Origin of the sequence: Gordonia sp. w5E2, from assembly GCF_036540975.1 — a bacterium.
Taxonomy (GTDB): domain Bacteria; phylum Actinomycetota; class Actinomycetes; order Mycobacteriales; family Mycobacteriaceae; genus Gordonia; species Gordonia jacobaea.
Window position 1 is genome coordinate 3,716,643 of record NZ_CP144213.1, and the last position, 13,637, is coordinate 3,730,279.

A 13,637-nucleotide genomic window follows, 5' to 3' on the forward strand; every position below is an offset into this window, starting at 1 on the left:
GATGAACCCTTCGGACCCCACCCCGACCCGCGCTGTCGCTCCAGGCGGCAGAGCCGCAGGGTCACCGGGTCGCAGGCCGATCACGACGCGCGACGAGATCAGCACGATCGCGATCGACATGTTCACCGAGTCGGGCTTCGAGAACACCAGCGTCGACGACATCGCCGACGCCGCCGGCATCGCCAGGCGCACACTGTTCCGGTACTACCCGTCGAAGAACGCGATCTGCTGGGGCGACTTCGACGCACATCTCGACGAGATGCGCACCCTGCTCGCCGAGATCCCCGCGGACCTCCCCATCGCTGCGGCGTTGACCGACGCTCTGGTCTCGTTCAACGCCGTCGACGACGACTACCTCGAACACCACCGTCGTCGAATGTCACTCCTTCTGGGAGTACCCGCGCTGCAAGCACATTCGATGCTGATGTACGCGGAGTGGCGTCGTGTGGTTGCCGAATTCTGCGCCCGCAGACTGGGACTCGACGTCGACGACCACGTTCCGCAGACCATCGGCTGGATGTGCCTCGGCACCACCCTCGCCGCCTACGAGCAGTGGCTCGCACACCCCAACTCCGACCTCACCGCACTGATCGTGTCGGGCTGCGAGACCCTGGCCGACGGCGTGAGCGCTCTTCACTAAAGGCGCCCGCCGACTCCGTGTGCACATACACGTGTTTCAGACACACGCGAGCAAAGCTTTCCGCGCATCTGTCAGAAACACGTGTTTCTGCGTCACCGCCCACGTATTCTGCGCTGGCCTAACAACATCGTTCTTCCGGAGGTCGCAGTCGTGAGAGTCGCCGTATCCACCAGAGCGGCGCTCGCCGCGGCCGCCGCTGCACTGAGCCTGGCGGTGGCGGCACCGCTCGCCGACGCCGCTCCTCCCGCGCAAACGCCGGCCGCATCCCAATCCGGTTCCGCCGGAACGATTATCGGCACCCAGGCGCGTCCCGACGGTTGGCGTGGCGCCGCCCACGGCCTCGCGATCGACTACTGGACGCGCGGGGCAGACGGCAAGCCTGTGCCCGCCAGCGGCGGACTCCTACTGCCCGCGGGCAAGGCACCGGCCGGAGGCTGGCCCGTCGTCGCCTACACCCACGGCACGTCCGGCTACGGGCCGGGCTGCGGCGGTCAGAGCGGCCCGGACGCGAAGGCGGACAGGTTCACCTCCCGCCTGTTGGCGTCCGGCTACGCGGTCGTCGCGCCCGATTACGTCGGCCTCGGGCGCTTCGAAACCGGCGTGCACCCCTACCTGAACAACGACTCCGAGGGCGCGGCAACCATCGACCTCCTGCACGCGGCACGCGGCGTCGAACCGAGTCTCGCCAAGAAGTGGGTGGTAGCCGGTCCTTCACAGGGTGGGCAGGCCGCACTGGCCACCGCGCACATGCAGAGCAGGTACGGCGCGCCAACCGATTTCCGCGGCGCCATCGCCGTCGACCCCGAATCCGACGTCGAGAAGGTGATGGCCTTCCTCGGTCCGTACGTCCCGCCGGCGCCTGCCGTACTGGAGAAGGCCTACGGCTACCTGCTCGCCGTCCTCGCGGGCAATCGCGTCGCCGACCCGGCCGTCGACGTCAACAGCTACCTGTCGCCGTATGGACGCAGCCTCGTCGACAAGGTCGGCAACGGCTGCCCGGCCCCGACCGTTCCAGCGGGAACCGCGTTCGGCAGCCTGCTCGCCAAGCCGCTCGGTTCTCCGGAACTGCGTGCATCTCTCGACAGGTACATGGCGGTGCCGACATCGGGGTACACCAAACCGACGCTGCTCCTGTTCAACGCACTCGACCTCACCGTTCCCTCGCCGCTGCATGCCAAGCTCGAAGCCGACTTCGTCGCCAACGGCGTCGACCATCGGACCGTCCTGGGGACCGGTAGCCACACCGAGATGAACGCAGCCCAGTGGGCGGCGTGGGACGACTTCCTGCGGACGGCACTCGCCTAGTTCGCGCCAGACTCTCGCTCCCCGACGGTCCTGCCCCGACAAGCCGACGGTCCAGCCGATACCCTGGGCCGATCGGCTACGCTAGCCTGAACTAGAACGTGTTCTCGTTATGAGTCGAGAACGACAGCACGCAGGAGAGTCCGCGAGATGGCAGAACTGACCCCGCATGGATCACGCAGCGTGATCCTGACCGTGGCCGACGTGATCGACGAGACCGCCGATGCGCGTTCGATCGTGTTCGAGATCCCCGACGAACACAAAGACGCATTCACCGACTACAAGCCGGGCCAGTTCCTCACCCTTCGCATCCCCAGCGAGCAGACCGGCTCGGTGGCACGTTGCTACTCGCTGGCCTCCTCGCCCGCGACAGACGCGCTGCCCAAGGTGACGGTGAAGCGGACCGTCGACGGCTACGGCTCGAATTGGGTGTGCGACAACCTCGCCGCGGGCACCCAGATCGAGGTACTCCCACCGTCGGGGGTGTTCACTCCACGCACTCTCGACGACCCGCTGCTCCTCATCGCTGCCGGCAGCGGCGTCACTCCGGTGATGTCGATCCTCAAGACCGCCCTCGCGTCGTCGAGCGTCCCGGTGGTCTTCTTCTACGCGAACCGCAGCGTCGACGACGTCATCTTCTCGACGGAACTCGACGAACTCGTCGGCGCCAACGCGGATCGGCTGACCGTCGTCCACTGGCTCGAGACCGACAGGGGCCTCCCGACCGACGCCGCGCTCGCCGAGATCTTCTCGCCCTATGTCGGGCACACCGCATACATGTGTGGTCCCGGCCCGTTCATGGACGCGGTACACCGCGCTCTCGACACCGCCGGGTTCGCACACCACGACGTTCACACCGAGGTGTACAACTCACTGTCCGGCGATCCCTTCGCCGACCACGAGCTCGCCGAGGTCTCCGCCGACGAACAGGCCGCTGCGGCCACCGTCGAGGTCGAACTCGACGGCGAGACACACGAACTCACCTGGCCGCGGAGCCGATCGCTCATCGACATCATGCTCGACGCCGGGCTCGACGCCCCGTACTCCTGCCAGGAGGGCGAATGTGGTTCGTGCGCCTGCACATTGACCGAGGGTAGCGTCGAGATGGACAACGACGGCGCGCTCGACCCCGAAGACATCGAGGACGGCTACATCCTGGGTTGTCAGGCACACCCCACATCCGACCGACTGCGAATCGAGTTCTGACATGGCGCCAGACGTCTCCTCCAACCGTCTGGCACGCGTGCTCGGCGGCATGCTGCTCGGAATGGGTGCGTTGCACTTCGCCGCACCCAAACCCTTCGACGAGATCGTGCCACCCGAGATCGCCGGGGCACTCGGCACCGACGCCCGCACACTGACCTACGCGTCGGGTGTCGCCGAAGTCGGCATCGGCGCCGGATTGCTTGTGCCGCAGACCCGTCGACTTGCGGCGGGATCGGCTGCCGCACTGTTCGTCGCGGTCTACCCGGCCAACATCAACATGGTCCGCATGTGGTGGCACAAGCCTCCGGTGTACAAGGCGATCGCGATAGGCCGACTCCCCCTTCAGATTCCACTCATCGCAGCAGCCGTGAAAGTCTTCCGCCACTCGAAGTGACCACCGACGACCACAGCTTTCACCGCACCGACGACGACCGCCTCGACGCGCGGGCGCTGGTTCTGCTGACCCTTGTCGCGGCCGCGGCGGGCGTGGTCGCCGGCTTCGTGGGCGGCGCGTTCCGCTGGCTGCTCACCCGACTCGATGACTGGCGGGTCGACGTCGTCGACTGGTCTGATCATCACGGACCCGTGGGGTGGCTTGTCCCGCTGGCCATCTCGGCTGCGGCCGCGGCTGCCGCGACGTGGATTGCCATCAAGGTGCCACGCGCAGCGGGAAGCGGAATTCAACACGTCGAAGCCGTCGAACGTGGACAAGCCGAGCCACCCACGTTGATGGTCGTGCCTGCCCGCTTCGTCGGAGGGCTGCTGTCGATCGGCGTCGGTGGCCTCGTGCTCGGTCGCGAAGGCCCGACGGTGCACATGGCCGCAGCAATCGGCGCTGCGGCAGGACGTTTCGCACGCGCGACGAACGACGAGATCCGTGGCCTGCAGACAGTCCTGTCCGGCGCCGGTCTGGCCGTGGCGTTCAACGCACCGATCGGCGGCGCGATGTTCGTCTTCGAGGAGGTCGCCAAGAAGGTCCGCATCCGAGAGGTCGTGTGGACGCTTGCAGCGGTCGCGACAGCGGTCACGTGCTCACGCGTCGTCCTCGGTGACATGCCCGACTTCAAGGTCTCGAACGTAGCAGCTCCTGCTCTGGGTACGTTGCCGCTCTTCATCGTCTTCGGCGTCCTCGTCGGACTCCTCGGTGTCGGCTACAACTGGCTGATCAGAGCATGCCTGTCGTGGTTCGAAGCGCTGCACCGCATTCCGGCGGTTGTGAAGGCCGCGGCGATCGGCGCGACCATCGGCGCACTGCTGCTGGTCTCACCCGACCTGGCCGGTGGCGGCGACTCACTCACCCAACGCATCCTCGACGGCCACCGGATCGCGATCCTGTCACTTCTCGGATTTCTGGCCATCCGGTTCATCGCAGGCCCGCTCTCCTACTCGGCAGGCACACCGGGAGGACTCTTCGCACCGATGCTCGCGCTCGGCGCACTGTCCGGACTTCTCTTCGCCTGGTTGATCAACCTCTTCTCGTCCACCCTCGCCACCGAGCTCGCACTGCCCCTCGTACTGGTCGGCATGTCGAGCCTGTTCGCCTCCGTGGTCAGAGCCCCGTTCACCGGCATCATCCTGGTGATCGAGATGACGACGGTCACCAGCGCCGCCCTCCCGATGCTCGCTGCCGGTGCCGGCGCCGTCGTGATCGCCTCGCTCGTCCGCAGCCCACCGATCTACGACGACCTCCGCGAACGCATGCTACGAGCCGACAAAGCGGCCAAGCATCCACCCTCAACGCAGTAACAACCGGGGGCCCAGCGCTGCAGCAACCGTGGGCCCAGCGCTGCAGCAACCGTGGGCCCAGCGCTGCAGCAACCGTGCGCTCAGCGCAGCAGCAACCGTGCGCTCAGCGCAGTGACCGGTAGTGGGCCCGCGCCTCTGGATCGAGGTGTTCGACGGCGTATCCCAGTGCGGTACGGCCCATGTGGGCGGCGTGGTCGTCGAGGTAGGACGTGAGCGCCGTGGCGTCGACGCGCTTGCCCATCTCGCGCAGCATCCACCCGAACGCCTTCTGGATCAGCGGGCGGCGGTCGTCGATCACCAGCGGCGCAACCGCCGCAAGCGCCTGCGCATCGCCGTGTTTGATCCATGCGAAGGTCCCGATGATGCCGATCCGCTTCTCCCACAGATCATCTCGCGCAGCGAAATCCACCAGCACATCGACATCGCCGTGCTGCCACGACCATTCGCCGAGTATCGGATCGGCAGACGAGTCGACGAGGTCCCAGTTGTTCACCGCCCCCGCGGCCACCGCCGCCAGGTAGTCCGCGACCCACAGGTCGGCCTCCGCGGCATCGGCACGGTCGAATCCGTCACGCGCGCAGAACAATCCGGCCAGTCGCACCTCGTGGAAGCGCGAGGTGAGCAGAGTACGGACCTCGCCGCGACTGATCCCGCGGAACCGCTTGGCGATCGCCCGCAGTTGGGGCACGCGGACACCGAGAAACTCGTCATCGCCGCCGTAGCCGCCCGGATGCGCCTGGAAATACGACGCCATCGACGTGGCGCGCTCCGGATCGGCCAGTTCGTCGATCGCGGCGATCACGTCCTCGGCGGAACCTCCCGCGCCAGCTGTGCGAGGACTCACGCGTCGGTCACAAGCTCCGAAATCGGCGTCGGTGTCAGCAGTTTCGGACGTGTCTTCATCACGGCGCCCACCTTGCCCGCGCCGACGACCGCGGTGAGTATGCTGCCCCTGCTGTAGTAGGCGAGGAACTTCTTGCCGTCGTCGGAGACGATGTGGACGTCGTCGTCTGCGCGTGGTTCGCCGAGCACCTGGATCTTGACGTCGAACTGATCGCTCCAGAAGTACGGCACGGCGGCCGTCGCACCTTCTCCACCGGTGATGTCGGCGGCCACGACCGCAGCCTGCTCGACCGTGTGGTTCCAGTGCTCGACCCGTCGAGGATCGCCCGCATCGTCGAGCCAGTTGGCGACGTCGCCGACGGCATACACGCCCGGCACAGACGTGCGTCCCTGTGCGTCGCAAGCGATTCCGCCGCCGACCTCGCGGGGCGCGAGTTCGATGTCCGAACCGTCGAGGTAATCGGTCACCGGCGTCGATCCGATTCCGGCGACGACGAGGTCGGCGGGCAGGACCGACCCGTCGTCGAGCTTAATTTCGCGGACTGCGCCGCCCTCGCCCGCCACGATCTCGGCGACGCCGACTCCCGTACACACGGTGACCCCATTGGCCTCGTGCATCCGCGTGACGAGCGCTCCGATCCGCGGCCCCAGCGCGAGCGCGAGTGGTGTGGGCGCCGGTTCCACGATGGTGACGTCGATTCCCTGCGACGAGAGGCTTGAGGCCACCTCACAGCCGATGAATCCCGCGCCGATCACCACCGCGTTCTGCGCCGCATCGATGGCCGATCGCACCGCGAGCGCATCGGCGAAAGTGCGCAGGGTGTGCACACCCGACATCTCATCGGTGCCTGGGAACGTACGCGGCCGCAGTCCTGTCGCGAGCACCAATGTCTCGTATTCGACGACGCCGCGCTCGCCCTCCTCGTCGACCACCGTCACGGTCTTCGCGTCGGTGTCAACGGAACCGACGGTGGTACCGAGACGCAGCGTGATATCGGAATCGGTATAGAAGGCAGTCGGTTTGAGGTCGACCCGGTCGTCCTTGCCCAGCAGCACCGACTTCGACAGCGGCGGACGATCATACGGCGGGTGCGATTCGGCACCGATCAGCGTGATCGGCTTGTCGTACCCATCGGCGCGGAGGTTTTCGGCCACTCGGATCGCTCCGAGTCCCGCCCCGACGATCACGACACCCGATGTTGCGCTCATGAGATCCTCTCGTTCGGCACGGTCACACTCCCCGATAGACGGCCGTCGGCGAATGATGCCCCGCGTCCGAGCGATGCCTCTGCATCAGCGAGTGATGTCCCCGACGGGTGTGAGGTCGGCCAGTAACCAGTTCCCGTCGACATTACGCATGTGCGCCCACCGAGCAATAGGGGTTCTGGTCGGCGAATTCTCGTCGCTCGGCCCGGCAGAGTTCCCGAGCGTCTCGTCGACGAAGACCAGGACACGCGCGGCCGACGTGGTGTACGACGCAACACCCGCATCGACGACCTCGGCTCCGACGGTCAGCCCGCCCGCGACGGCGCCGGGCAGCACGGCGTCGGGACCGCGGACTGCGTACCGGGTTGCGAGTGGATCGGTCAGCCCGGCGGCCACCGTTTCTCGTTGCTTCTCCGACGCATTCGGTGCCACACGCAACGTCTGTTCGACGATCCGTTCGGTGGCCGTCAGCAGCGCCGTGCGCTCCGCGTCGTCCGGTGCTGGCCTGTCGGTGTACGCACGGGTCCACGACACCGCAGCGACAACCAACGCCACGACGACGATCAGCGACGCCGCGAGAAGCACTCTGCGCGCACGACGCGGCAGGCTGTGGTGGACGACGAGCGGTCTCATGCGGGCACCAGTGCTCATTTCACCACCACCTCGGCGGTCTTCCACGTCCCGCCGACGCGTTGCAGCGACAGGCGCACCGTGAGCACGTCGGTGTCCGGGTCGGCGCCGAGCAGAGCGGGATCGGAGGCCTGCGCGGTGACGAGCGCGTCGGCACGCGCCCCGTCCGACGTCGACGTCGGGTCGCTGATCAAGCCGGCCGCGATCACCCGCCCCGACATCCCGGTTTCGGTAGAGGACACCGCGGCGACGAGTGCATCTCGTGCCTTGCTGAGCCGATCATGCTCTGCGCCAGTACTGTTCGCGATGATCCGGTCGGCGTATCCGGCCGCGTCTTTCGGCGTTGCGGTCAGCATCGCCGTCACCGCTCCGCGTGCGGCGTTCAGCGCGTCACGCTGCCCGGCTGCGCGCTCGTCCTGCCGGTGATCGACCACTGCGAGGACGGCGATCGCCACCAGTCCGCAGACGATGAGCACTGCGGCACAGGCCAATCCGATACGCAGCGAGCGAGACCGGCGTCGGGCACGCGCGCGTAGCGCATCCGCCGCGGCGATCCGCGCGCGTCGCGCCGCCCGAGTTGCCTCGTCGACCCGAGAGGTAGCCGCCCGAACACGCTCGTTATCCGACGATCCCGGCTCGCCGTTCTCGGATTTCTTGATGTCGCTCACGCGAGCACCTCGACTCCGGTCACGAGCCAGCGACCGTCGATCTCGACGAATGATGCACTGACCGTTCGCTTCTCGGTGACCGGAGCGGCATCTGCACGAGTCGTGGTGACCATTGCGGTCATCAGCACCGTTCCGCTGTCTGCCTGCGCACTCGACACCGCGACGTCGCCGGGCCGCCATTCGACGGCCGTCACGCCGCCCTCGGGTGCGCGGCCGAGTTGCGCGGCAAAGCCTTCCGCGAAGTCGCCCGTGACGAGACTGCGGGCGCGGGCGCGGTCGGTCTGCCACGTCGCCGAGTGCACGGTGAAGACCGCGGCAACCGTCGACCCCGCCTGCTCGCGCAACTCGGTACGCGCCTGCTCGACGGCGCTGTCGTGTGCCACCGCGCGCGATGCCACAACGACGCCAGTCGCCACCGCGGCGAGCAGGATCGCAGCACACAGCACGAGGACGACGGCACGGCGTGTTCCAACAATCCGGGTTCCGATAATCCAGGTTCTGATAATCCGGGTTCCGATAATCCGTTGTCGGCGAGTCTCACTCGTTGGCTCCCGTGAATCCCCAGCGCTCATGTCCCCAGCGCTCGTCTCCCCGGCGCTCACGTTCCCAGCACTCATGGCAGGTACTTGACGGCGCTCACCTTGAGCGCCCCGTCGTCGGGCACGACCAACATCGTCAACCGGAACTCGCGCACCGGCGTCTGCTGCTGACCGCGATAGCTGACTGCGGCCGCGACGAGGACCGTCGCGTCGTCGCCGGAGCGCGCCGAGACCGCCGACGCGTCGACCGTCGCATCCCCGACAGTTCCGGTGCGTCGCACGTACTCGGTGTAACTGCTCGCAGACTGGGCGAATTCGTCGTGGAATCCACCGGTCGCGTGGTCGAGGATGCGCCGTGCGCGGGCGGGGTCGGCAGGATCGGCCGACAGCAGCAGCGACGCCACCTCGGTGGCGGTGTGCCGATAGTCGTCGTCGGTGTATGCATGCGCCGCCCGCACCCACGCGGCCACTCCGACGCCCGCCGCGACGACGGCACCGATCACCACCAGCCCGACGAGCACCCACCAGCTCCGACGCACACCGGGCCGCAGCCCCGCGTCGACCTCGGCGTCGAGCAGGTCGTCGAGCGCGCTTCGCAACTCGGCGCGCGCACCACGCTCGTTGTCGAGTAGCGTCCGATCGCTCACCACGGACTCGCCGACGGACACACCTCCCGACGCCGAACCCGAACCTGCGCGCCGCATCATGACGCACGCCCTCCCTGTCTCACACTGCGCGTATAGAGCCGCGCCGCTTGCTCACTGCCTCGTCCACTGAATCCGCAGACGCGGGCGTCGCATCCACCCTAGGGCGTCGGCACGGACTCTCACCAGATCATCGGCGCCAGGAACGTCGCCGCGAAGTGACGCACACTGGTCGGCTCGCGCCGCGAATCGTCCGACGATGGCATCTCCAGATACGAGATGACCAGTCGCACATGAATTTCCACAGCTTGAGCAAGATCGTCGGCGGGCATCTGCGCGCCCGCGTCACGCAGCACGGCAGCGATACGCGCCGTAGCGACCTCGACGAAGAGCGCACCGAGTTCGGCGGTGAGACGCTTCACGCCATGATCGGCGAGAATCAACCGGTTCAGGAGCGGATCGTCGGAGATCATCTGGGCGCCCCGATAGAACGCCTCGACGACGGCGTCGGACGGTCCGAGTCCGGCCACCGCGGCGTCGAGTGTGCGCATCCCGCGCTCGTACCGGTCGGCCGCGACCGCGTGCAGCAAAGCGTCCTTGTTCGGGAACCGGCGATACAGCGTGCTTCTGCTGACCCCGGCGCGCGCGGCCACCGCGTCGACGTTCGCCTGCGCGATCCCGGCAATCGTGAACTCGTCGGTCGCGGCGGCGAGGATCGCCTCCTCCTGATCCGCGGGACTGCGGGTGTTGCGACGCTTGCGCTGTCGGAGGTCGCGGGGCGGCTCTCCCGACCCGGCGGTCCCTCCCAGAGTCTCGGCAGCGTTCGACGCCGCCTCCCGCGGACCGGTCATCGCCGCCACAACGCAACTGGCAGCCGGTCCTTGGGAACCGGTAATGCGCTGTAGTCCATCGGCATCCGATAGTCGCCGGGCACCGACCACTCGTAGCCGCGCAGCAGTTGGTGCATGATCGTCTTGATCTCCATCTGTCCGAAGTACAGGCCGATGCACTTGTGCACGCCGCCACCGAAGGGCGCCCACGCCATGCGGTGCTGTTTGTCCTCGGCACGGTCGGGCCCGAACCGCTCGGGGTCGAATCGGTCTGGCTCCGAATAGATCTCAGGGTCGCGATGATTGGTCAGTTGCGAGATCGAGACCATCGTGCCCTCAGGGATGAAGAAGTCGCCGATGCGGGTGTCGGCGATCGCCGCCCGCGGCTGGGAGGGTACCGGCGGACACAGCCGCAACGACTCCTTCATCACGAGGTCGAGAGTGGTCAGCGAGCCGAGGTCGTCATAGCCGAGTTCGTTTGGCAGCTCGTCGGATTCGTCGCGTGCACGTTGTTGCCACTCGGGGTGTCGGGCCAGGTGGTACGCCATCTGGGTCATGGTGATCGTCGAGGTGTCGTGTGCGGCCATCAGCACAAAGATCATGTGGTTGACCACGTCATCGTCGGTGAAGCGTTGTCCCTCTTCGGTTTCGGCGTGGCACAGCACCGAGAACAGGTCGGGGGTCTCCCGCGCCCGTTTGTCGGCGATCGCGGACGAGAAGAATTCTTCGAGGACTCGACGCGATCGCAGGCCCTTCCACCAGCGGCCTCCGGGAACGGGTTTGCGCACCAGCGCGACTCCCGCGCGCACCGTCTCGATGAACGCCTTGTTGAGGCGGTCGGCCTCGTCACGGGGCAGTTCGACGCCGAGGAATACCTCGAGCGCGACGTCGAGCGTCAGTGCTTTGAACTCGTTGGCCAACAACACCTTTCCCGTGGGGAACCGCTGCATGCGATCGATGATCATGGGCGACATCTCCTGCATGTAGCCCTTGAGCGCCGTGTTGGAGAAGACCTGCTGCATGAGCAGCCTGTGGTGACGGTGCTCGTCGAAGTCGAGCAGCATCAGACCGCGATTGAAGAACGGGCCGATGAAGTAGCTCCATGCTGGTCCGTTGGCGAAGGCGCGGTCGCGGTTGCGCAGGATCTCGTCGGCGGCGTCGGCTCCGGACGCGACCACCACCCTCAGGCCCAGCGCGTTGATCCCGTAGATCGGACCGTACGTCGCGCGCCGCGCAGCCGAGTAGCCGAACGGGTCACGCCGCATCGACAGCACCTCGAGCATTCCGTTGCGGTCGGCACACGGCACCGCACGCAGTCCACTTCCCGCAGGCGCCGGAGCGATGATCGTCATGTCGCAGCCTTCCGTCCAGGTGGTCAGAGCAGGTGGATCTGAGCAGCTGGACCAGCTATACAACCGACCCGCACTCGAAGTGAGCGCACTGTCGATGTGATCCAGCTCTCACCTCATTGGAACAGATCGGCGCAAATGTCTCTATGGTTTCGCGAAGTCCGGCTCGACTCCGCGTCGACGCAGCACCTCGTGGCACCGGCGCACACGATCGTGCCACCACGCGACCCGCTCGGGATCGGCATCGGCGCCGGACAAGAGTTCGACGTCAGGGCCAAACCACCGCGGGGCGACGACGCCATGTTCCGGCAGGAACGGCTCGGCCACGTCGACGGTGAACAACGAGCCGGTGCCGAGTCCGCATGCGAGGTCGAGTCGGTCAAGCGCCGCCGCGGCAGCCACTCCCGCGGCCATCCCCGCCGCGGTGTCGAGTGCGCTGGACACCACGACGGGCAGTCCGATCTCGTCGGCCAACCGCAGTACCGCACGCATGCCGCCGAGGGGTGCCACTTTGAGCACCGCGACGTCGGCCGCATCCGCGGCGACAACACGCATCGGGTCGGCGGCCTTACGGATTGACTCGTCGGCGGCGATCGGTACGTCGACCGCCCGACGCACCTGGGCCAACTCATCGACGGTCGCACACGGCTGCTCCGCATACTCGACGTCGCCGATCGCACGGATCGACGAGATCGCTTGCGCCACAGACCACTTACCGTTGGCGTCAATCCGGACCCGAGGGATCACCGCACGCGCCGCCGCAACGCGGTCGACATCGTCGGACAGCGACTGACCGGGCTCGGCCACCTTCACCTTCGCCGTCGTCGCTCCCGGGTAACGCGCCAGGATGTCGGCAACCTGATCGGCCGCGACGGCAGGCACGGTCGCGTTCACCGGTACGGAATCCCGTTGTGCAGCAGGAGGTCCGAGGTAGGCGGCCTCGATACCGGCTGCCAACCACGCCGCCGACTCCTCATCGTCGTACTCGACGAACGGGCCGAACTCGCCCCATCCCGCCGGTCCGCGAAAGATCAGCGCCTCGCGGCGGGTGATACCTCGGAACCGTGTCCGCATCGGCAACGCGACGACCCGTGCGGTCTCGAGGATCTCGTCGACCGGGGGTAGCCGCGGCCCGCTCGTGGCGGCATCTGTGGCCGTCATGTCCCCGTCGTTCTTGTCCCTGCCGTTCATGTCCCCGCCGAGAGGAAGTCGCCTGCCAGACTCACGAACCGCGAGCTCTGATCGCGGTGCACCGAATGACCCGCGTCGATGATCTCGAACGAGCCGTCGGGAATTCGCTCGCTCAGCGACCGAAGATGCCGGGGCGGAAGGAAACTCCGTTCGCCGCCGGAGATCACCAGCGTGCGCGCACTCACGTCGTCGAGTGCCGCCCACCACTGTGGTGCGGCGACCGCAAACTCGGCATTGACCTGGTCGGTGACCGATCGGTCGTACCGCAGGAACGGCCGCGGATCGGCGAGCAACTGCCCCAGGCCGCGTATGCGTTCGCCGAGTGTCGCGTCGACCGCGATCTCCTCGGCGAGGTCGGCGTCGTCGCGGGGCATCGGCGGGACCTCTTCGAGCACGAGGCGTCGGACTCGCTCGGGCTGGTCCATCGCGACACGCAGCGCGGTGTGCGCACCGAGGGAGTGCCCGCCGAGGTCGACGGTGTCGAGACCGAGTTCGTCGAGGACGAACGCGACGTCGGACCGAAAGTCATTGAGCCCGTATGCCTGCTCGCGACTGCTCACGCCGTGCCCGCGCAGATCCATCGACACCACAGCGCGGCCGCGGCGTCGTAGTGACTTGGCGAACATCCGCCAGGTGGTGTGGTCGGAGGCCATGCCATGCACCAGGACCACCGGCACGCCGTCGTCGAGTGACCCCGACACCTCGACGGCGAGCGATTGCGCTCCGGATGTCGTGTGTCCGGACGTCGTAGCTCCGGACGTCGTATCGGTGTCGATGCGGGGCCGACGGAAAGTACGCACGTCTACCAAGAGTAGTCACGGGGCGTGCCACAGACCTGCGGGC

At 67.2% G+C, this 13,637-nt stretch carries 15 protein-coding genes; 5 read left to right on the forward strand and 10 right to left on the reverse strand.

The window, feature by feature from the left end:
• Position 1: 1 nt before the first annotated feature.
• The 5 genes from mftR to RND64_RS16775 all read left to right on the forward strand — a co-directional run bounded on the left by mftR (position 2) and on the right by RND64_RS16775 (position 4,894).
• The gene (mftR, locus tag RND64_RS16755) at positions 2 to 640 is read left to right on the forward strand and encodes a mycofactocin system transcriptional regulator (protein ID WP_049698807.1); all 639 of its coding nucleotides are present in this window, start codon (positions 2 to 4) and stop codon (positions 638 to 640) included.
• A 150-nt stretch (positions 641 to 790) separates the two neighbouring features.
• A complete protein-coding gene (locus RND64_RS16760) occupies positions 791 to 1,945 on the forward strand; it encodes a lipase family protein (RefSeq protein ID WP_049698806.1) in 1,155 nt (384 codons plus the stop codon).
• A 147-nt stretch (positions 1,946 to 2,092) separates the two neighbouring features.
• The gene (locus RND64_RS16765; RefSeq protein WP_049698805.1) at positions 2,093 to 3,148 is read left to right on the forward strand and encodes a ferredoxin--NADP reductase; all 1,056 of its coding nucleotides are present in this window, start codon (positions 2,093 to 2,095) and stop codon (positions 3,146 to 3,148) included.
• A 1-nt stretch (position 3,149) separates the two neighbouring features.
• Positions 3,150 to 3,542: a DoxX family protein gene (locus tag RND64_RS16770; RefSeq protein ID WP_049698804.1), complete on the forward strand. Its 393-nt coding sequence runs from the start codon at positions 3,150 to 3,152 to the stop codon at positions 3,540 to 3,542.
• Positions 3,539 to 4,894, forward strand: coding sequence for a chloride channel protein (locus tag RND64_RS16775; protein WP_049698803.1), 1,356 nt, complete (start codon positions 3,539 to 3,541; stop codon positions 4,892 to 4,894). Before RND64_RS16770 ends, RND64_RS16775 begins: the two co-directional genes overlap by 4 nt.
• Positions 4,895 to 4,997: 103 nt before the next feature.
• On the opposite strand, the gene RND64_RS16780 is transcribed toward RND64_RS16775, so the two are convergent.
• From RND64_RS16780 to RND64_RS16825, 10 genes are all read right to left on the reverse strand, one after another.
• A complete protein-coding gene (locus RND64_RS16780) occupies positions 4,998 to 5,738 on the reverse strand; it encodes a DNA alkylation repair protein (RefSeq protein ID WP_049698802.1) in 741 nt (246 codons plus the stop codon).
• The gene (locus RND64_RS16785) at positions 5,735 to 6,946 is read right to left on the reverse strand and encodes an NAD(P)/FAD-dependent oxidoreductase (protein ID WP_049698801.1); all 1,212 of its coding nucleotides are present in this window, start codon (positions 6,944 to 6,946) and stop codon (positions 5,735 to 5,737) included. The genes RND64_RS16780 and RND64_RS16785 overlap by 4 nt, the downstream gene beginning before the upstream one ends.
• 84 nt (positions 6,947 to 7,030) lie before the next feature.
• Positions 7,031 to 7,594, reverse strand: a complete 564-nt coding sequence (locus RND64_RS16790) for a hypothetical protein (protein WP_083444358.1) — start codon at positions 7,592 to 7,594, stop codon at positions 7,031 to 7,033.
• On the reverse strand, positions 7,591 to 8,241 hold the full coding sequence (locus RND64_RS16795; protein WP_053117427.1) for a hypothetical protein: 651 nt from the start codon (positions 8,239 to 8,241) through the stop codon (positions 7,591 to 7,593). The genes RND64_RS16790 and RND64_RS16795 overlap by 4 nt, the downstream gene beginning before the upstream one ends.
• The gene (locus RND64_RS16800) at positions 8,238 to 8,624 is read right to left on the reverse strand and encodes a hypothetical protein (RefSeq protein WP_235434343.1); all 387 of its coding nucleotides are present in this window, start codon (positions 8,622 to 8,624) and stop codon (positions 8,238 to 8,240) included. Before RND64_RS16800 ends, RND64_RS16795 begins: the two co-directional genes overlap by 4 nt.
• 230 nt (positions 8,625 to 8,854) lie before the next feature.
• Positions 8,855 to 9,487, reverse strand: a complete 633-nt coding sequence (locus RND64_RS16805; RefSeq protein ID WP_083444357.1) for a hypothetical protein — start codon at positions 9,485 to 9,487, stop codon at positions 8,855 to 8,857.
• A gap of 119 nt (positions 9,488 to 9,606) precedes the next feature.
• A complete protein-coding gene (locus RND64_RS16810; RefSeq protein ID WP_200903244.1) occupies positions 9,607 to 10,275 on the reverse strand; it encodes a TetR/AcrR family transcriptional regulator in 669 nt (222 codons plus the stop codon).
• Positions 10,272 to 11,606: a cytochrome P450 gene (locus RND64_RS16815; protein WP_049698798.1), complete on the reverse strand. Its 1,335-nt coding sequence runs from the start codon at positions 11,604 to 11,606 to the stop codon at positions 10,272 to 10,274. Before RND64_RS16815 ends, RND64_RS16810 begins: the two co-directional genes overlap by 4 nt.
• A 141-nt stretch (positions 11,607 to 11,747) precedes the next feature.
• A complete protein-coding gene (locus RND64_RS16820) occupies positions 11,748 to 12,764 on the reverse strand; it encodes an o-succinylbenzoate synthase (protein WP_049699028.1) in 1,017 nt (338 codons plus the stop codon).
• Positions 12,765 to 12,790: 26 nt separating this feature from the next.
• The gene (locus RND64_RS16825; protein WP_414652000.1) at positions 12,791 to 13,594 is read right to left on the reverse strand and encodes an alpha/beta fold hydrolase; all 804 of its coding nucleotides are present in this window, start codon (positions 13,592 to 13,594) and stop codon (positions 12,791 to 12,793) included.
• Positions 13,595 to 13,637: the final 43 nt, after the last annotated feature.